Genomic DNA, 25,940 nt, shown 5'->3' with positions numbered 1-25,940 from the left:
TGGCTTGGGTCTTACTGCGCGGGCGCGGGAGCCGGCGTGGCTGCCGCTGCTGTCGCCGTCCTGTCGGTCCAGCCGCCGCCAAGCGCCTTGTACAGCTCGATCTGGTTGAGCAGCTGCGCCAGACGCACGCTCACGGTGGACTGCTCCAGCGCGAACAGGGTGCGCTGTGCATCCAGCAGGTCCAGGTAGCTGGCCACGCCGTTGCTGTAGCGCAGGTCGGACAGCTTCAGGCGTGCCTGCTCGGCTTCGAGCTGGGCGCGCTGGGCCATGATCTGGTCACGCAGCGTGCCCTGGCTGTCCAGTGCGTCGGAGACCTCGCGGAAGGCGCTCTGGATGGACTTCTCGTACTGGGCGATGGCCACTTCGCGCTCGACCTTGGCTGCAGCCAGATTGGCCGAATTGCGGCCCGCATCGAAGATGGGCAGGAGGGCGGATGGCGCGAGGGTGAAGCCCCAGCTGCCGCTCTTGAACAGGCCCGACAGCTCGTTGCTGGCCGTGCCGAACTGCCCCGTCAGCGTGATGCGCGGGAAGAAGGCGGCACGCGCGGCACCGATGTTGGCGTTGGTGCTGATCAACTGCTGCTCGGCCTGGCGAATGTCGGGCCGCTGCGTGAGCAAGTCCGAAGGCAGGCCGGCCGGCACGGCGGGCAGGTCGGCCGTGTCGCGCAGTCCCTGACTGGAGCCCAGGCTGGCGAGCACGTCCGCTGGCAGGGACTGGCCCAGCAGCAGCACCAGGGCGTTCTCGTCCAGGGCGCGCTGGCGCTGCTGCTGCGCCAGCGTGGCGCGCGCAGCCTCGGTCAGCGAGACGGCCTGGCGGTAGTCCAGCTCGGACGCCACGCCCGTGTCGAAACGCAGCTTGGTCAGCTTGATCGACTCTTCACGGGTCTGCAGCGTGTCGCGCGAGATCTTCAGCAGTTGCTCGTCGGCCAGCAGCGTGTACCAGCCGCTGGCCACAGCGGCCACCAGGCTGGTCTGCGCGGCGCGGCGAGCTTCCTCGGTCGCCAGGTACTGGGCCAGGGCCGCTTCCTTCAGGCTGCCGATGCGGCCGAAGAAGTCCAGCTCCCACGAGGTGACGGCGAGGCCGACCTGGTAGCTGTTGACGTACTTGGTGCCCGAGCCCGTGGTGTTCGGGGCGCGGCTGGCGTTGACGCCTGCACCCACCGTCGGGAACTGGTCGGCGCGCGTGATCCGGTACTGGGCCTGGGCACGCTCGATGTTGAGCGCGGCCACGCGCAGGTCACGGTTGTTGTCCAGCGCGGTGCGAACCAGCTGCTGCAGGCGTGCGTCCTGGAAGAAATCCTGCCAGGGCAGCTGCGCTGCAGCCGTGCCGCCTTCCGCCGCAGCGGTGGCGTTCGCGCGGGTGTACTGCGCCGCGACCGGAGCGGCAGGGCGCTCGTAGGTGGGGATGAGCGAGCATCCCGCCAGGAGCAGGGCGGTGGCGATGGCCACCGGGGTACTGCGATTAATCATGGCTCAAGGCCTCCTTGCCGGCCGGTGTGGACGGCGGGTTGTGCGATTTGATCTTGCCCTTGAACAGCTTGCGCACCACGACGAAGAAGGTGGGCACGAACAGCACGGCCAGCACGGTGCCGGTGATCATGCCGCCGAGCACGCCGGTGCCGATGGCACGCTGGCTGGCCGAGCTCGCGCCCGTGGCGATCACCAGAGGCACCACGCCCAGGCCGAAGGCCAGCGAGGTCATGATGATGGGGCGGAACCGCAGGTGGGCGGCTTCCAGCGCAGCCTCGATCAGTCCCTTGCCTTCGGCCTGCAGGTCCTTGGCGAACTCCACGATCAAGATCGCGTTCTTCGCCGACAGGCCGATCACCGTCACCAGTCCGATCTGGAAGTACACGTCGTTGGAGTAGTTGCGCAGCAAGGTGGCAAGCACCACGCCCAGCAGACCCAGCGGCACGACCAGAATCACCGACAGCGGGATGGACCAGCTTTCATACAGAGCAGCCAGGCACAGGAACACGGCCAGGATGGCGAAGGCGTACAGGAAGATGGCTTGCGAGCCCGCCAGCTTTTCCTCACGCGACTGGCCGGTCCACTCGAAGCCGAAGCCTTCGGGCAGCTTGGCAGCCAGCTTTTCCATCTCGTCCATGGCATCGCCCGAGCTGAAGCCCGGTGCGGCCGAGCCTTCGATGCGCACGGCAGGGTAGCCGTTGTAGCGCACCGTCTGCTGGGCGCCCTTGACCCACTTGGTGGTCGCGAACGTGGACAGCGGCACCGGATCGCCCTTGGCATTGCGCGCGTTCAGGCGCAGCAGATCGTCGGGCTGCATGCGGGCCGGAGCATCGGCCTGCACGATCACGCGCTGCAGACGACCCTGGTTGGGGAAGTCATTGACGTAGGACGAGCCCAGCGCCGTGGACAGCGCGGCATTGATCGAGGTGAAGTCCACGCCCAGGGCGTTGGCCTTGTCGCGGTCGATCTCGATGCGCAGCTGGGGCGCGTCCTCCAGACCATCGGGACGCACGCCGGCCAGCACCTTGCTCTGCCCGGCCATGCCCAGCATCATGTTGCGGGCATTGATCAGCGCATCGTGTCCGTGGCCGGCACGGTCCTGCAGGCGGAACGAGAAGCCCACGGCGTTGCCCAGTTCGGGAATGGGCGGCGGGTTCACGGCGAACACGAAGGCATCGCGGATGCCCGACGTCATGCCCATGATGCGGCCCGTCATGGCGTCCACCGTGGAGTTCGCTCCCTTGCGCTCGGACCAGTCCTTGAGCGGCACGAAGGCGAGGGCGGCGTTCTGGCCCTGGCCGGAGAAGCTGAAGCCCAGCACGCTGACCATGTTGGCCACTTCGGGCTGCGGCAGCACGGCTTCTTCCACCTGCTTCATCACCTCCAGCGTGCGCTCCTTGGCGGCGCCAGGGGGCAGTTGCACGTTGACGATGAAGTAGCCCTGGTCCTCGGTCGGCAGGAACGAGGTCGGCAGGCCACGGAACACCACCACGGCGCCCGCGATCACGGCCAGGTACACGCCGATCATCAGCACCGAGCGCTTGAGCAGTCGGGCCACCCAGCCTTCATAGGACTTGGCCGAGCGTGCGAACGTGCGGTTGAACCAGCCGAAGAAGCCTTTCTTCTCGTGGTGGTGACCGGCTTCCACGGGCTTGAGCAGCGTTGCGCACAGGGCCGGCGTCAGCGTCAGCGCCATGAAGGCCGAGAAGCTGATGGAGGCGACCATCACGATGGAGAACTGCCGGTAGATATTGCCGGTGGACCCCGCGAAGAAGGCCAGCGGTATGAACACCGCGATCAGCACCAGCGTAATGCCCACGATGGCGCCCGAGATCTGGCCCATGGCCTTGATCGCGGCTTCGCGCGGCGGCAGGCCTTCCTCGCTCATGATGCGCTCGACGTTCTCCACCACCACGATGGCGTCATCCACCACGATGCCGATGACCAGCACCATGCCGAACATGGCCAGCACGTTGATCGAGAAGCCCACGGCCTGCATGACCGCGAAGGTGCCCAGCAGTGCAATGGGCACCACGATGGTCGGGATCAGCGTGTAGCGCCAGTTCTGCAGGAACAGGTACATCACCAGGAACACCAGCACGATGGCTTCCAGCAGCGTGTGGGCGACCTTCTCAATGGAGATGCTCACGAACTTGGAGCTGTCGTAGGGGATGGAGTACTTCACGCCCTTGGGGAAGAACTTCTGCAGCTCTTCCATGCGCGCATGCACGGCCTTGGCGGTCGCCAGCGCATTGCCGCTGGGCGTCAGCTGGACGCCGATACCCACGGCATCCTTGCCGTTCAGGCGGGCGGAGGTCGCGTAGGCCTGGCCGCCGATCTCGATGGTGGCCACATCCTTGAGGCGCACGGTGGAGCCATCGGGATTGGCGCGCAGCACGATGTTCTCGAACTGGCCGATCGAAGACAGCTGGCCTATCACCGTCACCGTGGCGGCGATCTTCTGGCCCGTGATGTTGGGCAGGTCGCCGATGGCGCCGCTGGCCACCTGGGCGTTCTGGCTGCGGATGGCGGCCGTCACGTCCTCGGCCGAGAGCTTGTAGCCCTGCAGCTTGGCGGGATCGAACCAGATGCGCATCGCCTTTTCGGTACCGAACAGCTGTGCCTGGCCCACGCCGGCCACACGCTGGATTTCGGGAACGATGTTGCGCGAGGCATAGTCGCCCAGGGCCACCGTGTCATAGGCCTTGGCGTCCTCGGACGACAGCATGATGAACAGCAGGAAGTTGGACGACGCCTTGTCCACACGCACGCCCTGCTGCGTCACGGACGCAGGCAGGCGCGGCGTGGCGCGCGACAGGCGGTTTTGCACGTCCACCTGCGCCAGATCCACGTTGGTGCCGGCCTCGAAGCTGATGGTGATGCTGCCCGTGCCATCGGCCTGGGCCACTGACTCCATGTAGACCAGACCGGGCGAGCCGTTCATCTCGCGCTCGATCACGGACAGCACGCTGTCTTCGAGCACCTTCGCGGACGCGCCTGGATAGGCAGTGTTGATGACGATGGCCGGAGGAGCCACCTTGGGGTATTGAGCGATCGGAAGCTTGGTCAGCGCGATACCACCGAGGACGATGATGAATAGCGCGACGACCCATGCAAAGATCGGTCTGTCAATAAAGAACTTGGCCATTGCTGAGCCCCTTGATTACTTCTTGTCTGCCTGGTCCGCAGGCTTGGCATCGGCTGCGGCTTGCGGGGCTGGCGCTGCCGCACCGGCCGGCTTCTGGGCACCTGCGGCCTCGGGCTGCCAGGGCACGGGCTTGACCGGCGTGCCGGGCGGCAGCATCTGCAGCTTCTGGAAGCCGTCGACCATGACCTTCTCGCCCGCCTGCAGGCCTTCGCTGACCAGCCACTGGTTGTTCTGGGCCGTGGTCACCTTCACCTGCCGCTTGGTGATCTTGCCGTCGTCGCTGACCACGCTCACGGTGTCGCCGGTCTCGGTGCGCGTCACCGCCTGCTGGGGCACGGCAATGGCGTTGGACGCCTGGGCCTGCTCCATGCGCACACGCACATACATGCCGGGCAGCAGCAATCCCTTGGGATTGGGCACCTCGGCACGCAGCGTGACCTGGCCCGTGGAGCTGTCCACGGTCAGGTCGGTGAACAGCAGCTTGCCCTTGAGTTCATAGGCCGTGCCGTCGTCCAGGCGTACCTCGACGCTGGCAGCCTCGGCGCCATCGGCCTTCTTGAGCTTGCCCTGCTCCATCGCGCGGCGCAGCCGGAAGGCCTCGCTGGACGACTGGGTGAAGTTCACATAGACAGGATTGATCTGCTGGACCACGGCCAGCGGAGTCGCCTCGCCCTGGCCGACCAGCGCGCCTTCGGTCACCAGCGACTGGCCGATGCGGCCGGAGATGGGGGCCGTGACGTTGGTGTAGCCCAGATTGATCTCGGCCGTGCGCACCGACGCCTTGCCGGCCGCCACATCGGCCTGGGCCTGCTTGTAGGCTGCCTCGGCGTTGACGAAATCCTGCTTGCTGATGGCGTTGGCGGCAACCAGCGGGCGGTAGCGTTCCAACTGCGCCAGTGCCTGCGCCTGGTTGGCTTCGGCGCGGGCCTGCGTGGCCTTGGCGCTTTGCAGCGTGGCCTGGTAGGGTGCGGGATCGATGCGGTACAGCACCTGGCCGGCCTTCACATCGCTGCCTTCCCGGAACAGTCGTTCCTGCACGATGCCGGCGCTGCGGGCGCGGATCTGGGCCACGCGGCGCGCATCCACGCGGCCAGGGAGTTCGGTCACAAGGCCCACGTCGGCGGGGGTGGCGACCACCACGCCCACCGGCACGGCGGGCATCTGCTGCTGCGCGGCAGCTTGTTCTTCGGGCTTTTTCCCGCAGGCCGCCATGGCCATTGCGGCAGTGACGGCCAGGGCCACGGTGGTGAGGCGCAGACTGCTGTAAGGGGACGGAGCGGCTGACACATTGCTGCGTGTGCTGGGCATGATGGGTCCTTGTGCTGAATCAAATAACGATGTTGACGTTCCGGTCAGCGCTATCCGGAACGCCCGTGTCCACGGGCAAGTCGCGGATTATACATACATACATGAATGTATAATGACCGCTGTTGCTGCAAGGCGGCGCGAAGCATGGCGTAGCGTGGCATGGCCGGGCTCAACGATGGAAGGAAATACATCTTGGCACGACGAACGAAAGAAGATGCGTTTGCAACGCGCAACAGTCTGCTGGACGCTGCGGAGCAAGTGTTCTACGAACAGGGTGTCGCCCGGGCCTCGCTCAACGAGATTGCCCAGCGAGCCGGCGCCACGCGCGGTGCGGTCTACTGGCATTTCAAGGACAAGCTGGATCTCTTCTACGCCATGCTGGACCGCGTCACGCTCCCGCTGGAGCAGGCGGCCCAGGGCGACTGCGAGGACGATTCGGAGTGCGATGCACTGGAATATGTGCGGCGCCTGATGGCTGTGGTCTTCGGGCGCATCGCCGATGACGACAGCACGCGGCGCGTCTTCGAGATCCTGCTGCTAAAGGTGGAATACGTGGGTGAGCTCATGCCCGTGCAGGAGCGCAACCGTGCCGCACTGGACTCTTTTTCCGCGCAACTGGAGCTGGCGCTGCGCGCGGCTGCCGAAAGCCACGCGGTGACCATGTCCATGCCGGCTCCCCAGGCCTCGATCGCGCTGTGCGCCATGTTCGATGGCCTGCTGCAGAGCTGGCTGCTGGGAAGGGCCTTCGATCTCAAGCAGGTGGGCGCGCAGGCAGTGGATGTCTGCCTGCGGGGATTGGGCTTCACGGTGCCGCAGGCGCAATAGCGCCGGGTCCTGGGGGCTTGGACGTGCCGGGGCAAAGTCATGCGACAATGCTCGGCTTGTGCAGGGCAGCGATGCCCTGAGCGGCTGTAGCTCAGTGGATAGAGTATTGGCCTCCGAAGCCAAGGGTCGTGGGTTCGATCCCCGCCAGCCGCACCACAATTTTTCTTGGATCGCCCAGGTGGCCTGAGAAAAAAATGCACTGAAATTTTTCTGACGAAAAAAACGGTGCTAGAATTCAAATCTCTTCGGAGGGGTGCCCGAGTGGCTAAAGGGGGCAGACTGTAAATCTGTTGGCTTACGCCTACACTGGTTCGAATCCAGTCCCCTCCACCAGTAATGGTGAAGAAGAGAAGTCATCTGAAAAGATGGCGACGTGCAGTCAATCTGTGCGGGAGTAGTTCAATGGTAGAACCCTAGCCTTCCAAGCTAATGACGCGGGTTCGATTCCCGTCTCCCGCTCCAGTTGGCGAGCAAAGTTTTTTGAGATTGCTTCGGCAGCCTCAAGGCCCATGTGGCTCAGTGGTAGAGCACTCCCTTGGTAAGGGAGAGGTCGGCAGTTCGATCCTGCCCATGGGCACCATTATCTCTGGTGCGCTCGCTAGATGGGGTTGCGCCAAATCCTGTTGTAGTGATTTAGATTTTTTTCGGAGTCGGAAAAATGGCTAAAGCAAAATTCGAGCGTACCAAGCCGCACGTCAACGTTGGCACCATCGGTCACGTGGACCACGGCAAGACGACCCTGACGGCTGCTATCGCTACCGTTCTGTCCAAGAAGTTCGGCGGCGAAGCCAAGGCTTACGACCAGATCGACGCAGCACCTGAAGAAAAGGCTCGCGGCATCACGATCAACACCGCCCACGTCGAGTACGAAACGGCCGGTCGCCACTACGCTCACGTTGACTGCCCCGGCCACGCCGACTACGTCAAGAACATGATCACCGGCGCTGCTCAAATGGACGGCGCCATCCTGGTGTGCTCGGCCGCTGACGGCCCCATGCCCCAGACCCGCGAGCACATCCTGCTGGCCCGTCAGGTGGGCGTGCCCTACATCATCGTGTTCCTGAACAAGTGCGACATGGTGGACGACGAAGAGCTGCTGGAACTGGTCGAAATGGAAGTGCGCGAGCTGCTTGCCAAGTACGACTTCCCCGGCGACGACACCCCCATCATCCGCGGCTCGGCCAAGCTGGCCCTGGAAGGCGACCAGTCCGACAAGGGCGAACCTGCCATCCTGCGCCTGGCTGAAGCACTGGACTCCTACATCCCACGCCCGAGCGCGCTGTGGACGGTGCCTTCGCAATGCCCGTGGAAGACGTGTTCTCGATCTCTGGCCGTGGCACCGTGGTGACTGGCCGTATCGAGCGCGGCATCATCAAGGTCGGCGAAGAAATCGAAATCGTCGGTATCCGCGACACCCAGAAGACCATCGTCACCGGCGTGGAAATGTTCCGCAAGCTGCTGGACCAAGGTCAAGCTGGCGACAACGTGGGCCTGCTGCTGCGCGGCACCAAGCGTGAAGACGTGGAACGCGGCCAAGTGCTGTGCAAGCCCGGCTCCATCAAGCCCCACACCCACTTCACGGCTGAGGTGTACGTGCTGTCCAAGGACGAAGGTGGTCGCCACACTCCGTTCTTCAACAACTACCGTCCCCAGTTCTATTTCCGTACGACCGACGTGACCGGCTCCATCGAGCTGCCCGCCGACAAGGAAATGGTGATGCCTGGCGACAACGTGTCGATCACCGTCAAGCTGATCGCCCCCATCGCCATGGAAGAAGGTCTGCGCTTCGCTATCCGCGAAGGTGGCCGTACCGTGGGCGCTGGCGTGGTTGCCAAGATCATTGCCTAATTGATTCGTAGGGGTATAGCTCAATTGGCAGAGCGTCGGTCTCCAAAACCGAAGGTTGTAGGTTCGATTCCTACTGCCCCTGCCACCTGATGGTGGAATCGCAACGAGCCCGCCCCAAAGCGGGCTTCGGTGTCTTGGCGTTGCGCAAAAGATGCGCATTAGAAATGGATTATGGCCACTACTCAGGTTGAAACGGTCAGCTCCGGAGCTGACAAAGCCAAGCTTGCCGCAGTCGCGGCTTTAGTCGTTGCTGCGATCGCAGGTTTCTATCTGCTGAGCAAGCAAGGGCCCATCGTCCAGTGGCTGGTGCTGCTGGTCGGCCTGGCTGCAGCTGCTGGCACGTTCCTTGTTTCCGAGCCCGGAAAGCGTTTCGTGAGCTTTGCCCAGGATGCCTGGCGCGAAGTCAAGAAGGTCGTCTGGCCGACGCGCAAGGAAACCATGCAGATGACCTTGTACGTCTTCGGCTTTGTCGTCATCATGGCCTTGTTCCTGTGGTTCACGGACAAGACGCTTGAGTGGGTCTTGTACGACCTGATTTTGGGCTGGAGGAAGTAATGGATGCTGTCGAAACGGGTGTGAACGACGGAGGGGCAGCGCCTGCCAATCCGGATCTGCGCTGGTACATCGTCCATGCCTACTCCGGCATGGAAAAGGCGGTTGAGCGCAACATCATCGAGCGCATCGCGCGCTCTGACATGCAGTCCAAGTTCGGTCGCATTCTTGTCCCCACTGAAGAAGTGGTGGAAATGAAGAATGGCCAGCGCCGCACTACCGAACGCCGTCTGTTCCCTGGCTACGTGTTCGTCGAGATGGTCATGGACGACGACACCTGGCACTTGGTCAAGCACACCAGCAAGGTGACGGGTTTCGTGGGCGGTGCCAAGAACCGTCCTGCGCCCATTTCCGAAGAGGAAGTGCGCAAGATCGTCAGCCAGATGCAGGAGGGCACGGAAAAGCCGCGCCACAAGGTCGAGTTCATGCCCGGCGAGCTGGTGCGTGTCAAGGAAGGTCCGTTCACGGACTTCAACGGCTCTGTCGAAGAGGTCAACTACGAGAAGAGCCGTCTGCGCGTCTCCGTGATGATCTTCGGTCGCTCCACGCCGGTCGAGCTTGAATTTGCCCAGGTTGAAAAAACCTGAGTTACCGCTTACAATCTCTGGCTCTGCATTTTTAGGCTTGGTGCAGGGCGTTCTCACAAGAGTCTTTTAACCCCCGGGGAGCTGTCGGCTGCAACTGTTGTTGGTTGGGCCGGCGGCGCTATACCCGCAAGGAGCATTCAATGGCGAAGAAAATCGTCGGCTTCATCAAGCTGCAAGTGCCAGCTGGTAAGGCCAATCCCTCTCCCCCGATCGGTCCTGCGCTGGGTCAGCGCGGCCTCAACATCATGGAATTCTGCAAGGCGTTCAACGCCCAGACCCAAGGTGTCGAGCCCGGACTGCCCCTGCCCGTGGTCATCACGGCCTTCGCGGACAAGAGCTTCACCTTCATCATCAAGACGCCTCCGGCGACTGTGCTGATCAAGAAGGCCATCAAGCTGGACAAGGGTTCTTCCAACCCCCTGAAGAACAAGGTCGGCAAGATCACCCGCGCTCAGCTGGAAGAGATCGCCAACACCAAGCTGAAGGACATGAACGCTGCTGACGTGGACGCCGCCGTGCGTACGCTGGCTGGTTCGGCTCGCTCGATGGGCGTGATTGTGGAGGGCGTGTAAATGGCCAAGTTGACCAAGAAGCAAAAGGCTCTCCAGGGCAAGGTGGAGTCCACCAAGCTGTACGCTTTCGCTGACGCAGTCGCGCTGGTGAAGGATGCTGCCACCGCCAAGTTCGATGAATCCATCGACGTGGCCGTGCAACTGGGCGTGGACGCCAAGAAGTCTGACCAAGTGGTTCGCGGCGCTGTCGTGCTGCCCCATGGCACCGGCAAGATTGCCCGCGTGGCTGTGTTCGCCCAAGGCGCCAAGGCTGAAGAAGCCAAGGCTGCCGGCGCCGACGTGGTCGGCATGGACGACCTGGCTGCCCGCGTGAAGGCTGGCGACATGCCCTTCGACGTGGTCATCGCTGCCCCCGACGCCATGCGCGTCGTCGGTACGCTGGGCCAGATCCTGGGCCCGCGCGGCCTGATGCCCAACCCCAAGGTTGGCACGGTGACTCCCGATGTGGCCACGGCTGTGAAGAACGCCAAGGCTGGTCAGGTGCAATACCGCGTCGACAAGGCCGGCATCATCCACGCCACCATCGGCCGCCGCTCGTTCGACAACGAGAAGCTGCAAGGCAACCTGGCTGCGCTGATCGACGCCCTGAACAAGTCCAAGCCCGCTTCGAGCAAAGGCCTGTACCTGCGCAAGGTCGCTGTTTCGTCGACCATGGGTGTGGGCGTTCGCGTCGACACGCAAACCATCTCGGCCTGATAGCCAAGAAATCTTGAGACACCTTTCGGGGTGCCTCAGTGGTGGGCCGGTGCAGCGATGCGCCGGGTCATCCAAGACCGTTGGTGTGCCTTGCGGCACTTAAACCCCCGGGGCCAACGCAGATGGCGATCCCGCTGCAGATGGATGCATTTCCAAAACAGTTGGTCGCTGCAACAAGAGCGCGCATGAGGGGCTTGCCCCGAGTGCGCATTTGAAGGAGTAGACCTTGAGTCTTAATCGCAGTGAGAAAGAAGCGGTCATCAATGAAGTGACCAGCCTCGCCGCAAAAGCTCAAACGCTTGTGATCGCGGAATACCGCGGCATCACGGTCGCCGACATGACCAAACTGCGTTCTGATGCTCGCAGCAAGGGTGTGAGCCTGAGCGTGTTGAAGAACACGCTGGCCCGCCGTGCTGTGGCTGGCAGCCAGTTTGACGTTGTCGCCGACCAGATGACCGGCCCTCTGATCTATGGCTTCTCTGAAGACGCAGTGGCCGCCGCCAAGGTGGTGGCCGACTTCGCGAAAACCAACGACAAGCTGGTGATCCGCGGTGGTGCGTTTGCAGGCAAGGCCCTGGACGTGAACGGTGTGAAGCAACTGGCGAACATCCCCTCGAAGGAAGTTCTGCTGGCACAACTGTGTGGCTTGCTGATGTCGCCTATCTCGCGTACGGCCGTTGTGCTGGGCGCCCTGGCGGCAAAGAAGAGCGAAGGCTCTGCCGAAGAACCGGCAGCCGAAGCAGTCGCAGCCTGAGCGCGCGGCAGTTAACCAATATTGTTAGGAAATCAAAATGGCATTCGATAAAGACGCATTTCTGACCGCGCTCGACGGCATGACGGTCCTGGAACTCAATGACCTGGTGAAGGCCATTGAAGAGAAGTTTGGCGTGAGCGCTGCCGCTATGGCTGCTCCCGCTGCTGGCGGCGCTGCTGGCGGCGCTGCTGCTGCAGAAGAAAAGACCGAGTTCAACGTTGTGCTGACCGAAGCCGGCGCGAACAAGGTTTCCGTCATCAAGGCCGTGCGTGAAATCACCGGCCTGGGTCTGAAGGAAGCCAAGGACCTGGTCGACGGCGCTCCCAAGAACGTCAAGGAAGGCGTTGCCAAGGCTGACGCTGAAGCCGCTGTGAAGAAGCTGGTGGAAGCCGGTGCCAAGGCTGAACTGAAGTAATTCAGTCCCCTCAAGGGCTGGAGGCTCCGAAAAAGGGCCTCCAGCCTTTGGCGCTTGTGGAGCGCTGATCCATAGAGCACACTAAAAAGCAGTCAGCACAGTCTGTTTTTTAGTGTCTTCTGACAACCCGACAGCAGAAGATGCCTTGGTTCGGGCGATGTGCAACGCATCGCCGTCAGCCATGGTTGGTAGTGGCCAACCGCCAAGCCCGCAGGGAGCTTTCCATGTGGGGCAGTCGTCGCAGACCCAGGACTCATGTCTTTGCCCGGAGATCTCATGGCCTATTCTTACACCGAACGCAAGCGAATCCGCAAAAGCTTCGGGAGCCGCGACAGCGTGCTCGAAGTGCCTTACCTGCTGCAGATGCAAAAAGATGCATATACCGCATTCTTGCAGTCAGATGTAGCCCCCAAAAAACGCACCATCGAAGGCCTGCAAGCGGCCTTCAACTCCGCCTTCCCCATCGTCTCCCACAACGGTTTTGTGGAGATGAAGTTCGTCGAGTACAACCTCGCCAAGCCTGCTTTCGATGTGCGCGAGTGCCAGACCCGTGGTCTGACGTTCGCCTCCGCCGTGCGCGCCAAGGTCCAGTTGATCATCTATGACCGTGAGTCTTCGACCTCGCAGTCCAAGGTGGTCAAGGAAGTCAAGGAGCAAGAGGTCTACATGGGCGAAGTGCCCCTGATGACCGAAAAGGGCTCGTTCATCATCAACGGCACCGAGCGTGTCATCGTCTCGCAGCTGCACCGCTCGCCTGGCGTGTTCTTCGAGCACGACAAGGGCAAGACCCACAGCTCGGGCAAGCTGCTGTTCTCGGCACGCATCATTCCTTACCGCGGCTCGTGGCTGGACTTCGAGTTCGACCCCAAGGACCTGCTGTTCTTCCGCGTCGACCGTCGCCGCAAGATGCCCGTGTCCATTCTGCTGAAGGCCATCGGCCTGACGCCGGAATCGATCCTGGCCAACTTCTTCGTCAACGACAACTTCCGCCTCATGGATTCGGGCGCGCAGATGGAGTTCGTCTCCGAGCGCCTGCGCGGCGAAGTCGCGCGCTTCGACATCACCGACAAGTCGGGCAAGGTCGTGGTCGCCAAGGACAAGCGCGTCACCGCTCGCCACACGCGCGAGCTGGAGCAGTCGGGCACCAAGTTCATCAGCGTCCCCGAAGATTTCCTGATCGGCCGCGTGGTCGCCAAGAACATCGTCGATCCGGACACGGGCGAGATCATCGCCAAGGCCAATGAAGAGCTGACCGAGTCCCTGCTCAAGAAGCTGCGCAGCGCCGGCATCCAGGATCTGCAGTGCATCTACACGAATGAGCTGGACCAGGGCGCCTACATCTCGCAGACCCTGCGCACCGACGAAACCGTCGATGAGTTCGCTGCACGCGTGGCCATCTACCGCATGATGCGCCCCGGCGAGCCGCCGACCGAAGACGCCGTGCAGGCCCTGTTCCAGCGCCTGTTCTACAACGCCGACACCTACGATCTGTCGCGCGTGGGCCGCATGAAGTTCAACGCCAAGGTCGGCCGCGATGGCGCCACCGGCCCCATGGTGCTGTCCAACGAGGACATCCTGGCCGTGGTCAAGATCCTGGTGGATCTGCGCAATGGCAAGGGCGAAGTCGACGATATCGACCACCTGGGCAACCGCCGCGTGCGTTGCGTGGGCGAACTGGCCGAAAACCAGTACCGCACGGGCCTGGCACGTATCGAGAAGGCTGTGAAGGAGCGTCTGGGCCAGGCCGAGCAAGAGCCGCTGATGCCCCATGACCTGATCAACAGCAAGCCGATTTCGGCCGCCCTGAAGGAATTCTTCGGTGCGTCGCAGCTGTCGCAGTTCATGGACCAGACCAACCCTCTGGCCGAAATCACGCACAAGCGTCGCGTCTCGGCCCTGGGCCCGGGCGGTCTGACCCGCGAGCGTGCAGGCTTCGAAGTGCGCGACGTGCACGTGACCCACTACGGCCGCGTCTGCCCTATCGAAACGCCTGAAGGCCCGAACATCGGCCTGATCAACTCGCTGGCCCTGTACGCCCGCCTGAACGAGTACGGCTTCATCGAGACGCCGTACCGCCGGGTGGCCGACGGCAAGGTCACGATGGAGATCGACTACCTGTCGGCCATCGAGGAAGGCAAGTACATCATCGCCCAGGCCAATGCCGAGCTGGATGCCGAAGGCCGCCTGATCGGCGACCTGGTGTCGGCGCGCGAAAAGGGTGATTCGACCCTGGTGTCGGCCGAGCGCGTTCAGTACATGGACGTGTCGCCCGCACAGATCGTGTCGGTGGCTGCCTCGCTGATTCCGTTCCTGGAACACGATGACGCGAACCGCGCATTGATGGGCGCCAACATGTCGCGTCAGGCCGTGCCTGTGCTGCGTCCCGAAAAGCCCATGGTGGGCACGGGCATCGAGCGTGTGGCGGCAGTGGACTCCGGCACCGTGGTGACGGCAACCCGCGGCGGTATCGTGGACTATGTCGATGCAACGCGCATCGTGGTCCGCGTGAACGATGCGGAAGCCGTGGCCGGCGAAGTCGGCGTGGACATCTACAACCTCATCAAGTACCAGCGTTCCAACCAGAACACCAACATCCACCAGCGTCCCATCGTCAAGCGTGGCGACAAGCTGGCCAAGGGTGACGTGGTGGCCGACGGCGCATCGACCGACCTGGGCGAAATCGCCATCGGTCAGAACATGCTGATCGCCTTCATGCCCTGGAACGGCTACAACTTCGAGGATTCGATTCTGATCAATGAGCGCGTGGTGGCCGAAGACCGCTACACCTCGATCCACATCGAAGAACTCGTGGTGATGGCCCGCGACACCAAGCTCGGTGCCGAGGAAATCACGCGCGACATCCCGAACCTGTCCGAGCAGCAGCTCAACCGCCTGGACGAGTCCGGCATCATCTACGTGGGTGCGGAAGTGCAGCCCGGCGATGTGCTGGTCGGCAAGGTCACGCCCAAGGGCGAGACCACGCTGACGCCTGAAGAGAAGCTGCTGCGCGCCATCTTCGGCGAGAAGGCTTCCGACGTGAAGGACACCTCGCTGCGCGTGGACCAGGGCTCGCAAGGCACCGTGATCGACGTGCAGGTCTTCACCCGTGAAGGCATCCAGCGTGACAAGCGCGCCCAGCAGATCATCGACGATGAACTCAAGCGCTACCGCCTGGACCTGAACGACCAGCTGCGCATCGTCGAGGCCGACGCCTTCGACCGTATCGAGAAGCTGCTCAATGGCCGCGTGGCCAACGGCGGCCCGCAGAAGCTGGCCAAGGGCGCCAAGATCGACAAGGCCTACCTGGATGGCGTGGAGAAGTTCCACTGGTTCGACATCCGTCCTGCAGAGGACGAAGTCGCCACCCAGCTCGAGTCCATCAAGAACTCGCTGGAGCAGACGCGCCACAGCTTCGACCTGGCTTTTGAAGAAAAGCGCAAGAAGCTCACCCAGGGCGACGAGCTGCCCGCTGGCGTGCTCAAGATGGTCAAGGTCTACCTGGCCGTCAAGCGCCGCCTGCAACCCGGCGACAAGATGGCCGGCCGCCACGGCAACAAGGGTGTGGTCTCCAAGATCGTTCCGGTCGAGGACATGCCCTACATGGCCGACGGCTCCACTGCCGACATCGTGCTGAACCCGCTGGGCGTGCCTTCGCGTATGAACATCGGCCAGGTGCTGGAAGTGCATCTGGGCTGGGCCGGCAAGGGCCTGGGCCAGCGCATCGGCGACATGCTGCAGCAGGAAGCCCGCGCTGCCGAGATCCGTACCTTCATGGAAGAGATCTACAACTCGCGCGGCCGCAAGGAAGACCTGACGCAGCTCGACGACAAGGAGATCGTGTCCATGGCGCAGGCGCTGACCACGGGCGTGCCGTTTGCCACGCCGGTGTTCGATGGTGCGTCCGAGCAGGAAATCCAGGACATGCTGCATCTGGCATATCCGGAGGAACTGGCCCAGCGCAAGGGGCTGACCGAGTCGCGCACGCAGGCCTACCTGTATGACGGCCGCACCGGCGACCGCTTCGAGCGTCCGACCACCATCGGCTACATGCACTACCTGAAGCTGCACCACTTGGTCGACGACAAGATGCACGCCCGCTCCACGGGTCCGTACTCTCTGGTGACGCAGCAGCCGCTGGGCGGCAAGGCCCAGTTCGGTGGCCAGCGTTTCGGGGAAATGGAAGTGTGGGCGCTGGAAGCTTACGGCGCCGCCTATGTGCTGCAGGAAATGCTGACCGTGAAGTCCGACGACGTGGTGGGCCGTACCAAGGTGTACGAATCCATCGTCAAGGGCGAGCACGCCATCGAGGCAGGCATGCCCGAGTCGTTCAACGTGCTGGTCAAGGAAATCCGCTCCCTGGGCCTCGACATCGAGCTTGAGCGTTCTTAAATATTGAAAAGGGAAAGAGTCTTATGAAATCTCTACTCGACCTGTTCAAGCAATTCACGCCTGATGAGCATTTCGATGCCATCAAGATCGGTCTGGCTTCTCCCGAGAAGATCCGTTCCTGGTCCTTCGGCGAGGTGAAGAAGCCCGAGACCATCAACTACCGCACGTTCAAGCCCGAGCGCGATGGTCTGTTCTGCGCCAAGATCTTTGGCCCCATCAAGGACTACGAGTGCCTGTGCGGCAAGTACAAGCGCCTCAAGCACCGCGGTGTGATCTGCGAGAAGTGCGGCGTCGAAGTGACCCAGACCAAGGTGCGCCGCGAGCGCATGGGCCACATCGACCTGGCTGCGCCCTGCGCCCACATCTGGTTCCTGAAGTCGCTGCCGTCGCGTCTGGGCCTGGTGCTCGACATGACGCTGCGCGACATCGAGCGCGTGCTGTACTTCGAAGCCTACGTGGTGACCGACCCCGGCATGACCCCGCTGAAGAAGTTCAGCATCATGACCGAGGACGATTACGAGGCCAAGCGCACCGAATACGGTGACGAGTTCGAAGCCAAGATGGGCGCCGAAGGCATCAAGGACCTGCTCGAAGGCATCGACATCGACGTCGAGACCGAGCGCCTGCGTGGCGATCTGACCGGCTCCGAAGTCAAGGTCAAGAAGAACGCCAAGCGCCTGAAGCTGCTGGAAGCGTTCAAGAAGTCCGGCATCAAGCCGGGCTGGATGGTCATGGAAGTGCTGCCCGTGCTGCCCCCGGACCTGCGTCCGCTGGTGCCGCTGGACGGCGGCCGCTTCGCGACGTCCGACCTGAACGACCTGTATCGCCGCGTCATCAACCGCAACTCGCGTCTGCGCCGCCTGCTGGAGCTGAAGGCTCCGGAAATCATCGCGCGCAACGAAAAGCGCATGCTGCAGGAAGCGGTGGACTCGCTGCTGGACAACGGCCGCCGTGGCAAGGCCATGACGGGCGCCAACAAGCGTGCCCTGAAGTCGCTGGCCGACATGATCAAGGGCAAGAGCGGTCGTTTCCGCCAGAACTTGCTGGGCAAGCGCGTGGACTATTCGGGCCGTTCCGTGATCACGGTGGGTCCGTACCTCAAGCTGCACCAGTGCGGTCTGCCCAAGCTGATGGCGCTGGAACTGTTCAAGCCCTTCATCTTCGCGCAGCTCGAGCAGCGCGGCATCGCCACCACCATCAAGGCGGCGAAGAAGGAAGTGGAATCCGGCACGCCCGTGGTGTGGGACATCCTCGAAGAGGTCATCAAGGAGCACCCGGTCATGCTGAACCGTGCTCCCACGCTGCACCGACTGGGCATCCAGGCCTTCGAGCCCATCCTGATCGAAGGCAAGGCCATCCAGCTGCACCCGCTCGTCTGCGCGGCCTTCAACGCCGACTTCGACGGTGACCAGATGGCTGTCCACGTTCCGCTGTCGGTGGAAGCACAGATGGAAGCCCGCACGCTGATGCTGGCCTCCAACAACGTGCTGTTCCCCGCATCGGGCGAGCCCTCCATCGTTCCTTCGCAGGACGTGGTGCTGGGTCTGTACCACGCAACGCGCGAGCGCATCAACGGCAAGGGCGAAGGCATGATCTTCGCCGACATCGGTGAAGTGCAGCGCGCGCTGGACTCCGACCAGGTCGAACTGGCCGCCAAGATCAGCGTGCGTCTGACCGAGTGGACCAAGAACAAGGACTCCGGCGAGTTCGAGCCTTCGACCAGCCTGGTGGAAACCACCGTGGGCCGCGCCCTGATGTCCGAGATCCTTCCCAAGGGCCTGCCGTTCAGCCACATGAACAAGGCGCTCAAGAAGAAGGAAATCTCCAAGCTCATCAACGCCTCGTTCCGCAAGTGCGGTCTCAAGGCCACGGTGGTGTTTGCCGACAAGCTGCTGCAAAACGGCTTCCGCCTGTCCACGCACGCCGGTATCTCGATCGCCATCGGCGACATGCTGGTGCCGCCGCAAAAGGCCGAGATCATCGGCCGTGCCGAAGCCGAGGTGAAGGAGATTGAACAGCAGTACGTCTCCGGTCTCGTGACCGCTGGCGAGCGCTACAACAAGGTGGTGGACATCTGGGGCAAGGCCGGCGACGAAGTCTCCAAGGTCATGATGGCCCAGCTTGCCAAGGAAAAGGTCATCGACCGCCATGGCAACGAAGTCGAGCAGGAATCGTTCAACGCCATTTACATGATGGCCGACTCCGGCGCCCGCGGCTCGGCCGCGCAGATCCGCCAGCTGGCCGGCATGCGTGGCCTGATGGCCAAGCCTGACGGCTCCATCATCGAGACGCCCATTACGGCGAACTTCCGTGAAGGCCTGAACGTTCTGCAGTACTTCATCTCCACCCACGGCGCCCGAAAGGGTCTGGCCGACACGGCGTTGAAGACGGCCAACTCCGGCTACCTGACGCGTCGTCTGGTGGACGTGACGCAGGATCTGGTGGTCAACGAGGACGATTGCGGCACGACCAATGGCGCACTGATGCGCGCCATCGTCGAAGGCGGTGAAGTGATCGAATCGCTGCGCGACCGCGTGCTGGGCCGTACCACGGCCGAGGACGTCGTGCACCCCGAGACGCTGGCCGTCCTGCTGCCCGCAGGCACGCTGCTCAACGAAGACGGGATCGATGAACTCGAGTTGCAAGGCGTGGACGAGATCAAGGTCCGCACCGCGCTGAACTGCGAAACCCGCTACGGCTTGTGCGCCAAGTGCTACGGCCGCGACCTGGGCCGCGGCGGCCAGATCAACCTCGGCGAAGCCGTGGGTGTGATCGCCGCCCAGTCCATCGGCGAGCCCGGCACGCAGCTGACCATGCGTACCTTCCACATCGGTGGTGCCGCTTCGCGCGCTGCCATCGCATCGAGCGTGGAAGCCAAGTCCAACGGCGCCATCAGCTTCAACAGCACGATGCGTTACGTCAGCAACACCAAGGGTGAGCTGGTCGTGATTTCGCGTTCGGGCGAAATCGTCATCAGCGACAACGGCCGCGAGCGTGAGCGCCACAAGGTGCCTTACGGTGCCGTGCTGACCGTCAGGCCCGACCAGCAGGTCAAGGCCGGTCTGATCCTGGCCAACTGGGATCCGCTGACCCGACCCATCATTACCGAGTACGCCGGCCAGGTGCGCTTCGAGAATGTGGAAGAGGGCCTGACCGTGGCCAAGCAGGTCGACGAAGTGACCGGCCTGTCCACGCTGGTGGTGATCGATCCCAAGCGCCGTGGCTCTGCCAAGGTCGTGCGTCCTCAGGTCAAGCTGATCGATGCCAACAACCAGGAAGTCAAGATCCCCGGCACCGACCACTCGGTGACGATCGGCTTCCAGGTCGGCGCTCTGATCCAGGTGCGTGACGGCCAGGACGTGGGCCCCGGCGAAGTGCTGGCCCGTATCCCTGTCGAAGGCCAGAAGACCCGCGACATTACCGGCGGTCTGCCCCGTGTGGCCGAGCTGTTCGAAGCCCGTACGCCCAAGGACAAGGGCACGCTGGCCGAGATGACCGGCACCATCTCCTTCGGCAAGGAAACCAAGGGCAAGGTGCGCATGCAGATCACCGATCTGGATGGCAAGGTCTGGGAAGAGCTCGTGCCCAAGGAAAAGAACATCCTGGTGCACGAAGGCCAGGTGGTCAACAAGGGCGAGTCCATCGTCGACGGCCCGGCCGATCCGCAGGACATCCTGCGCCTGCTGGGCATCGAGGAGCTGTCGCGCTACATCGTTGATGAAGTGCAGGACGTCTACCGTCTGCAGGGTGTGAAGATCAATGACAAGCACATCGAGGTGATCGTTCGCCAGATGCTGCGCCGCGTCGTGGTCGAGAACACCGGCGATTCGACCTACATCGCTGGCGAGCAGGTCGAGCGTTCGGAAATCCTCAATACCAACGAGGCCCTGCAGCGCGAAGGCAAGATCCCCGCCACGTACTCCAACGTGCTGCTGGGTATTACCAAGGCCTCGCTGTCGACCGACTCCTTCATCTCCGCCGCGTCGTTCCAGGAAACGACCCGCGTGCTCACCGAGGCTGCCATCATGGGCAAGCGCGACGAGCTGCGTGGCCTGAAGGAAAACGTCATCGTGGGTCGCCTGATCCCCGCTGGTACGGGTCTGGCCTACCACCAGGCACGCAAGGCCAAGGACGCCATGGACGACGCAGAGCGCCGCGCCATCGCCGACGCCGAAGCGGCCGAACTGGCCGGTGTGATGGCTGACGACGACGCTGGCGTGGCTGCCGTCGCCGGTGACGCTTCCGCTGACTGAGACACTCGGGCGAGCGCAAGCGAGCCCTTGAAGTGACGTGACGCTCCCGGCCTGCCCTGCGCAGGCGGGAGCGTTTTTCTTTGGGAATAACCAGAGTTCGGCCGGACCAGCTTCCGGCCGGGCCATTGCAGACGATGTGGTCCTTGTCTCTTGAATGGATGCTGCTGGCACTGCTGGTGTTCTGGGCCGTTGGCGCATACAACCGGCTGGCCCGGCTGCGCAGCGGCTGCGTGCAGCAGTTCGGAGCGCTCGATGCGCACCTGGGCCAGTGGCATGCCATGCTGCAGGCCTTCGAGGCCCAGCCCAAGGCCGAAGGCCAAAGCCCCGCCCTTGTGCATGCCCAGGCCGCACTGCACCAGACCGCCGCACAGCTGCAGGCGGCCCTGGTCGATGCCCGTGGCCGGCCGCTGCGCGAGACCGCGCTGGCCTCGCTGGAGCACGCCTGTTCGGCGCTGGACGTGGCCTGGCAGGCCATGACCAAGGTCGCCGTTGATACCGGCGCCGGCGCCGCTGGCACTGGCGCTGCGCCACCAGATGCCCCATCGCCGGACCCCGATCCGCTGCAGCCCTGGCAGCAGCGCTGGACCGAGCACCAGGTGCGCAACCGCCTGGGACTGCAGCAATTCAACGCCGCGGCCGAGCGCTACAACGCCGCCATTGCGCAATATCCGGCCAGGCTGCTGGCCTGGCTGCTGGGCTTTCGCCCGGTGCGCAGCCTGCTGGTCGAGCCTGTCGCCAGCAAGGCACAGGAAAGTGGAACATGAACCAACGCACGCATTCTTCCCCGCGCCGCGCTGCGGCGCCCTCGCAGGCACCTGCCGCGCCGCCTCTTTGGCAGCAGCTCGACGCCGTTGCCCAATGCCTGCAGTCCGTGCTTGAAGGCCAGTCCAGCCGCAGCGTGCTGGCGCGCGTGGCGCAGCCGCTGCGCCCCGGCGTCCAGGCGCTGCTGTTCCAGGTGCTGCGCCAGTTGGGCCGTGCCCAGGCGCTGCAAAAGCAGCTGGCCTCGCGCAACCCGCCGCCGCGCGTCAGCGCATTGCTGAACACGGCCCTGGCCCTGGCCTGGGATGAGTCCCGGGCACCGTACCCACCATTCACCCTGGTCAACCAGACGGTGGAGGCTGCCAAGCAGGGGCCCACGCGCGCCCAGTCCGGCTTCATCAATGCCTGCCTGCGCCGCTTCCTGCGCGAGCGCGATGCCCTGGTCGCCGCCACCGACGACCAGCCGCAGGCCGTCTGGAACCACCCGGCCTGGTGGATCGCCCGTTTGCGCAAGGACCATCCCGATCATTGGCAAGCCATCCTGCAGGCCAACAATGAACAGCCGCCGATGACGCTGCGCGTCAACCGCCAACAAACGGACCGCCAGTCCTACCAGGCAGCGCTGCAGGCCATGGACGTGCCTTCCCTGGCCGTGGCCGACAGCGGCCTGCAACTGCAGCATGCCCTGCCGGTGCAATCCCTGCCGGGCTTCGACGAGGGCCTGGCCTCGGTGCAGGATGCGGCCGCGCAACTGGCCGCGCCGCTGCTGCTGCAGGGGCTGGAGCAGCCCGCCGGCCGCGCGCTGCGTGTGCTCGATGCCTGCGCCGCCCCGGGCGGCAAGACGGCCCACCTGCTGGAGTACGCAGCACCGCAGACCCTGGAGGTCACGGCGCTGGAGATAGATGCCGAGCGCGCCGCGCGCATCGCGGACACGCTGGGGCGGCTGCGCCTGCAGGCCCGCGTGGTGGTGGCCGACGCATCCCGGCCCGACCAGTGGTTCGATGCGCAATGCGGCGGCCAGCGGTTCGACGCCATCTTGCTGGACGCGCCCTGCACGGCCTCGGGCATCGTGCGGCGCCAGCCCGACGTGCGCTGGCTGCGCCGCGAAAGCGATGTGCGCCAGCTGGCCGAGATCCAGGCGCGCCTGCTCGACACCCTGTGGCCCCTGCTGCAGCCCGGCGGGCGCCTGCTCTACTGCACCTGCTCGGTCTTCAGGGAAGAGGGCGAGGCACAGGTTCAAGCGTTTGTTACACGCAACAGTGAGGCGCGAACCCTGGCGGCACCGGGGCATTTAATCCCGGGCAAAGCCGACAAAGCCGGCATGCTGGCTGACAATGCTTTGGGTGACCACGACGGTTTCTTCTACGCCTTGCTGCAAAAGACGCGCTGACCCCCCCCATCGGGCCTGGTCGCCAGCCTGGCTGCGCCTGCTGGCGCGGCTGGCCGGGGCGCTTTTGCTGGCCGGCGTGCTGGCGGGCCTGGGCCTGCAGGCCAGGGCCGATGCCCTGACGGCCGAGATCGGCCCCATGCAGCTCGATCGCTCCGACGACGGCCTGCTGCTGTCGGCCAACCTCCATTTCGAGCTGCCCTACCAGATCGACGATGCGCTGCGCCAGGGCATCCCCATGTACTTCGTGGCCGATGCCCAGATCCAGCGCGAGCGCTGGTACTGGTCCGATCAGCAACTGGCCACCGCCAGCCGCCACTACCGCCTCAGCCACCAGCCGCTGACGCGCCGCTGGCGCCTGCACATCTCCAGCACCCCGTTCTCCAGCAGCGGCCTGGGGCTGGCGCTGGGCCAGACCTTCGAAAGCCTGGACGATGCGCTGGCCTCCATGCAGCGCATCTCGCGCTGGAAGATCATGGACACGGCGCCCACGCAATCGGGCGTATCGGTGCAACTGCGCTTTCGCATCGACCTGTCCCAGCTGCCCAGGCCGCTGCAGATCGGCGCGCTGGGCCGCTCGGGCTGGAACCTGCAGCTGTCGCGCACCCAGATGCTGGAAGACGCGCCATGAGCAGGGCCTCGGCCGACGACGAACGCGTGGCCCTGCCGGCCTCGGCCGGCCTGTCGCGCGGCACGCGCTGGGCCGTGGGCGTGGGCGCCGGCCTCATGGGCCTGGTCGGCGTGCTGCTGCTGTTCCTGCTCACCCTGGCCACCAACAACCGCCTGGACTACGAGCGCAACTACAACTGGCTGTTCGCCGCCAACGTGGTCGTGGCCGGCCTGCTGCTGGCCATCCTGGCCTGGGGCGGCATCCGCCTGGCCATACGGCTGCAGCGCGGGCGCTTCGGTAGCCGCCTGCTGCTCAAGCTGGCCGGCATCTTCACGCTGGTGGGCCTGGTGCCGGGCCTGCTGATCTACATCGTCTCCTACCAGTTCGTCTCGCGCTCCATCGAAAGCTGGTTCGATGTGCAGGTCGAGGGCGCGCTGTCGGCCGGCGTCAGCCTGGCCAGTGCCACGCTGGAGACCGTGGCCAATGACATGGCCAACAACACGCGCACCGCAGGCGCCCAGCTGTCCCAGGTCTCCGATGCCGGCGCTGCGCTGATCCTGGAGCGCGTGCGCGACCAGTTGGGTGCCACCGATGTCGTGCTGTGGAGTGCATCGGAGCTTGCCGTCATGGGCCCGACGCAGACCACCCGCGGCGGCGACCTTGCGGGCCTGCGCGCCATCGCCAGCGTGGGCCAGTCGCGCTTCAACCTGCAGCCCGAACGCCCCAGCGCGCAAATGCTGCGCTCGCTGCGCGAGCAGCGCGCCGTGGCCAGCATCGAAGGCCTGGACGACGACGGCATGGCCCAGCCCGGCGCCACCGCGCCTGGCGCCCAGGTCCGCACCCTGGCCCTGGTGCCCAACCCGAGCGTGGGCCTGCTGACCGAGCCGCGCTACCTGCAGGCCACCATTGCACTGCCGCAGGCCCTGGTGACCAATGCCCTGGCCGTGCAGGCAGCCAACCGCGAATACCAGGAGCGCGCGCTGGCACGCGGTGGCCTGCAGCGCATGTACATAGGCACGCTCACGCTCAGCCTGTTCCTGGCCGTCTTCGGCGCCGTGGTGCTGGCCATCGTGCTGGGCAACCAGCTGGCCAGGCCGCTGCTGCTGCTGGCCCAGGGCATGCGCGACGTGGCGCGCGGCGACCTGCGGCCCAAGCCGGCGCTGCAGACGCGCGACGAGATCGGCGGGCTCACACGCTCCTTTGCGCTCATGACCCAGCAACTGGCCGACGCCCGCGCCGAAGCCAACCGCAGCATGGGCCAGCTCGATGCCGCACGCGGCAACCTGCAGACCATCCTCGACAACCTCACCTCGGGCGTCATCGTGCTGGACGCGCGGGGCGCCATCGTGCTGAGCAATCCCGGCGCCACGCGCATATTGCGCGCGCCCATGGCCGTCCATGAAGGCCGGCTGCTGTCCCAGGTGCCGGGGCTGGAGCAGTTCGGCGAAGTCGTGCAGGAGCAGTTCGCGCTCTTCCTGGGCGAGCAGGGGCGCGATCGCTGGCAACTGGTGCATGAGCTGCATGCCTCCACCGATGGCGGCGTCATCCAGCACACCACCACCCTGGTCATGCGTGGTGCGGAGCTGCCCGATGCGCAGCGCCTGCTGGTCTTCGACGACATCTCGGAAATCGTCTCGGCCCAGCGTGCCCAGGCCTGGGGCGAGGTGGCGCGCCGCGTGGCCCACGAGATCAAGAACCCGCTCACGCCCATCCAGCTGTCGGCCGAGCGCATGGCCATGCGGCTGACCGACAAGCTGCAGCCGGCTGACCAGGCGCTGCTGGCCAAGTCCGTCAAGACCATCGTCGATCAGGTCGGCGCCATGAAGCGCCTGGTCGATGAATTCCGCGACTACGCGCGCCTTCCCGCCGCCAACCTGCAGTCGCTGGACCTCAACGCGCTGGTCACCGATGTGCTCCAGCTGTATGGGGAAGAGAACGCCGAAGTGCGCGTGGACTGCGTGCTGGACCCGCAATGCCCGCCGATTTCCGGCGATGGCCAGCAGCTGCGCCAGGTCATTCACAATCTTTTGCAGAATGCCCAGGACGCCACGGCCCAGCGCGCGCAGGAAAGCGGCCAGCCCCCCGGCCCCGTGACCATAGAGACGCGCTGGAACGAGTCCACGCGCCGCGTGCGCCTGAGCATCAGTGACAGCGGCACGGGCTTCGCCGCCAACATCCTTCAACGGGCCTTCGAGCCCTACGTCACGACCAAGGTGCGAGGCACAGGCCTGGGCCTGGCCGTGGTCAAGAAAATCGCAGACGAGCATGGCGCCCGCATCGACCTGGGCAACAGGGAAGACGACGGGGTGATTCAAGGTGCGCAAGTGTCGCTATCATTTGCGCCTGAGCGTACGGGATAGGCCTGACG

General features: G+C 64.3%; 16 protein-coding genes, 5 tRNA genes and 1 pseudogene. 19 read left to right on the top strand and 3 right to left on the bottom strand.

All coding sequences use genetic code 11. The features are described 5' to 3' along the window. Positions 1 to 11 precede the first annotated feature (11 nt). Genes A4F85_RS21720 through A4F85_RS21710 form a run of 3 tightly spaced genes read right to left on the bottom strand, consistent with a single transcriptional unit; the run spans position 12 to position 5,925 of the window. Positions 12 to 1,469 carry an efflux transporter outer membrane subunit gene (locus A4F85_RS21720; protein WP_043825883.1) on the bottom strand — a complete coding sequence of 486 codons (1,458 nt, stop codon included), beginning with the start codon at positions 1,467 to 1,469 and terminating at the stop codon, positions 12 to 14. Next, on the bottom strand, positions 1,462 to 4,617 hold the full coding sequence (locus tag A4F85_RS21715; protein WP_063327683.1) for an efflux RND transporter permease subunit: 3,156 nt from the start codon (positions 4,615 to 4,617) through the stop codon (positions 1,462 to 1,464). The genes A4F85_RS21720 and A4F85_RS21715 overlap by 8 nt, the downstream gene beginning before the upstream one ends. A 15-nt stretch (positions 4,618 to 4,632) precedes the next feature. After that, positions 4,633 to 5,925: an efflux RND transporter periplasmic adaptor subunit gene (locus A4F85_RS21710; protein ID WP_043825886.1), complete on the bottom strand. Its 1,293-nt coding sequence runs from the start codon at positions 5,923 to 5,925 to the stop codon at positions 4,633 to 4,635. 192 nt (positions 5,926 to 6,117) lie between these two features. On the opposite strand from A4F85_RS21710, the gene A4F85_RS21705 reads away from it, so the two are divergent. The 19 genes and pseudogenes from A4F85_RS21705 (at position 6,118) to A4F85_RS21615 (ending at position 25,932) form a co-directional block, all read left to right on the top strand. Next, positions 6,118 to 6,750 carry a TetR family transcriptional regulator gene (locus tag A4F85_RS21705; protein ID WP_169807227.1) on the top strand — a complete coding sequence of 211 codons (633 nt, stop codon included), beginning with the start codon at positions 6,118 to 6,120 and terminating at the stop codon, positions 6,748 to 6,750. An 80-nt stretch (positions 6,751 to 6,830) separates the two neighbouring features. Further along, positions 6,831 to 6,906: transfer RNA gene (locus A4F85_RS21700), tRNA-Arg, on the top strand. A 91-nt stretch (positions 6,907 to 6,997) separates the two neighbouring features. Continuing rightward, a tRNA-Tyr gene (locus tag A4F85_RS21695) sits at positions 6,998 to 7,083 on the top strand. A 55-nt stretch (positions 7,084 to 7,138) separates the two neighbouring features. After that, positions 7,139 to 7,212, top strand: a tRNA-Gly gene (locus tag A4F85_RS21690). Between the two features lie 43 nt (positions 7,213 to 7,255). Further along, positions 7,256 to 7,330, top strand: a tRNA-Thr gene (locus A4F85_RS21685). Between the two features lie 78 nt (positions 7,331 to 7,408). Continuing rightward, a pseudogene (tuf, locus tag A4F85_RS21680) lies at positions 7,409 to 8,598 on the top strand (elongation factor Tu). Between the two features lie 9 nt (positions 8,599 to 8,607). Next, a tRNA-Trp gene (locus A4F85_RS21675) sits at positions 8,608 to 8,683 on the top strand. An 86-nt stretch (positions 8,684 to 8,769) separates the two neighbouring features. Next, the gene (gene secE / locus A4F85_RS21670; RefSeq protein ID WP_012202436.1) at positions 8,770 to 9,153 is read left to right on the top strand and encodes a preprotein translocase subunit SecE; all 384 of its coding nucleotides are present in this window, start codon (positions 8,770 to 8,772) and stop codon (positions 9,151 to 9,153) included. After that, positions 9,153 to 9,737, top strand: a complete 585-nt coding sequence (gene nusG, locus A4F85_RS21665) for a transcription termination/antitermination protein NusG (protein ID WP_012202437.1) — start codon at positions 9,153 to 9,155, stop codon at positions 9,735 to 9,737. Before secE ends, nusG begins: the two co-directional genes overlap by 1 nt. A gap of 140 nt (positions 9,738 to 9,877) precedes the next feature. Further along, positions 9,878 to 10,309 carry a 50S ribosomal protein L11 gene (gene rplK, locus A4F85_RS21660; RefSeq protein ID WP_012202438.1) on the top strand — a complete coding sequence of 144 codons (432 nt, stop codon included), beginning with the start codon at positions 9,878 to 9,880 and terminating at the stop codon, positions 10,307 to 10,309. Beyond that, entirely contained in the window at positions 10,310 to 11,005 is a 696-nt protein-coding gene (rplA, locus tag A4F85_RS21655) for a 50S ribosomal protein L1 (RefSeq protein ID WP_013800271.1), read from the top strand. Between the two features lie 226 nt (positions 11,006 to 11,231). Next, the gene (gene rplJ / locus A4F85_RS21650) at positions 11,232 to 11,759 is read left to right on the top strand and encodes a 50S ribosomal protein L10 (RefSeq protein WP_012202440.1); all 528 of its coding nucleotides are present in this window, start codon (positions 11,232 to 11,234) and stop codon (positions 11,757 to 11,759) included. A gap of 37 nt (positions 11,760 to 11,796) precedes the next feature. After that, positions 11,797 to 12,174, top strand: coding sequence for a 50S ribosomal protein L7/L12 (gene rplL / locus A4F85_RS21645; RefSeq protein WP_012202441.1), 378 nt, complete (start codon positions 11,797 to 11,799; stop codon positions 12,172 to 12,174). A 276-nt stretch (positions 12,175 to 12,450) separates the two neighbouring features. Continuing rightward, on the top strand, positions 12,451 to 16,563 hold the full coding sequence (gene rpoB, locus A4F85_RS21640) for a DNA-directed RNA polymerase subunit beta (protein ID WP_013800272.1): 4,113 nt from the start codon (positions 12,451 to 12,453) through the stop codon (positions 16,561 to 16,563). Between the two features lie 23 nt (positions 16,564 to 16,586). Next, on the top strand, positions 16,587 to 20,816 hold the full coding sequence (rpoC, locus tag A4F85_RS21635) for a DNA-directed RNA polymerase subunit beta' (RefSeq protein WP_013800273.1): 4,230 nt from the start codon (positions 16,587 to 16,589) through the stop codon (positions 20,814 to 20,816). A gap of 134 nt (positions 20,817 to 20,950) precedes the next feature. Continuing rightward, complete coding sequence (locus tag A4F85_RS21630; RefSeq protein ID WP_013800274.1) at positions 20,951 to 21,580, top strand: hypothetical protein; 630 nt, start codon at positions 20,951 to 20,953, stop codon at positions 21,578 to 21,580. Further along, complete coding sequence (gene rsmB, locus A4F85_RS21625; RefSeq protein WP_063327682.1) at positions 21,577 to 22,965, top strand: 16S rRNA (cytosine(967)-C(5))-methyltransferase RsmB; 1,389 nt, start codon at positions 21,577 to 21,579, stop codon at positions 22,963 to 22,965. The genes A4F85_RS21630 and rsmB overlap by 4 nt, the downstream gene beginning before the upstream one ends. Further along, complete coding sequence (locus A4F85_RS21620; RefSeq protein ID WP_231890591.1) at positions 22,910 to 23,593, top strand: DUF4390 domain-containing protein; 684 nt, start codon at positions 22,910 to 22,912, stop codon at positions 23,591 to 23,593. Before rsmB ends, A4F85_RS21620 begins: the two co-directional genes overlap by 56 nt. After that, positions 23,590 to 25,932 (top strand): sensor histidine kinase, encoded by a 2,343-nt coding sequence (locus A4F85_RS21615; RefSeq protein ID WP_063327681.1) that lies wholly within the window; start codon positions 23,590 to 23,592, stop codon positions 25,930 to 25,932. Before A4F85_RS21620 ends, A4F85_RS21615 begins: the two co-directional genes overlap by 4 nt. Positions 25,933 to 25,940 lie beyond the last annotated feature (8 nt).

The sequence above is a fragment of the Delftia sp. GW456-R20 genome, from assembly GCF_001622915.1.
GTDB lineage: Bacteria > Pseudomonadota > Gammaproteobacteria > Burkholderiales > Burkholderiaceae_C > Comamonas > Comamonas acidovorans.
This window is presented reverse-complemented; position numbering and strand designations above follow the sequence as displayed.

What these genes read in the sequence shown, in the direction of transcription:
- A4F85_RS21720 (WP_043825883.1), bottom strand. Translation starts at nt 1,469, where the DNA reads ATGATTAATCGCAGTACCCCGGTGGCCATCGCCACCGCCCTGCTCCTG.
- A4F85_RS21715 (WP_063327683.1), bottom strand. Translation starts at nt 4,617, where the DNA reads ATGGCCAAGTTCTTTATTGACAGACCGATCTTTGCATGGGTCGTCGCG.
- A4F85_RS21710 (WP_043825886.1), bottom strand. Translation starts at nt 5,925, where the DNA reads ATGCCCAGCACACGCAGCAATGTGTCAGCCGCTCCGTCCCCTTACAGC.
- secE (WP_012202436.1), top strand. Translation starts at nt 8,770, where the DNA reads ATGGCCACTACTCAGGTTGAAACGGTCAGCTCCGGAGCTGACAAAGCC.
- nusG (WP_012202437.1), top strand. Translation starts at nt 9,153, where the DNA reads ATGGATGCTGTCGAAACGGGTGTGAACGACGGAGGGGCAGCGCCTGCC.
- rplK (WP_012202438.1), top strand. Translation starts at nt 9,878, where the DNA reads ATGGCGAAGAAAATCGTCGGCTTCATCAAGCTGCAAGTGCCAGCTGGT.
- rplA (WP_013800271.1), top strand. Translation starts at nt 10,310, where the DNA reads ATGGCCAAGTTGACCAAGAAGCAAAAGGCTCTCCAGGGCAAGGTGGAG.
- rplL (WP_012202441.1), top strand. Translation starts at nt 11,797, where the DNA reads ATGGCATTCGATAAAGACGCATTTCTGACCGCGCTCGACGGCATGACG.
- rpoB (WP_013800272.1), top strand. Translation starts at nt 12,451, where the DNA reads ATGGCCTATTCTTACACCGAACGCAAGCGAATCCGCAAAAGCTTCGGG.
- rpoC (WP_013800273.1), top strand. Translation starts at nt 16,587, where the DNA reads ATGAAATCTCTACTCGACCTGTTCAAGCAATTCACGCCTGATGAGCAT.
- A4F85_RS21630 (WP_013800274.1), top strand. Translation starts at nt 20,951, where the DNA reads ATGTGGTCCTTGTCTCTTGAATGGATGCTGCTGGCACTGCTGGTGTTC.
- rsmB (WP_063327682.1), top strand. Translation starts at nt 21,577, where the DNA reads ATGAACCAACGCACGCATTCTTCCCCGCGCCGCGCTGCGGCGCCCTCG.
- A4F85_RS21620 (WP_231890591.1), top strand. Translation starts at nt 22,910, where the DNA reads ATGCTTTGGGTGACCACGACGGTTTCTTCTACGCCTTGCTGCAAAAGA.
- A4F85_RS21615 (WP_063327681.1), top strand. Translation starts at nt 23,590, where the DNA reads ATGAGCAGGGCCTCGGCCGACGACGAACGCGTGGCCCTGCCGGCCTCG.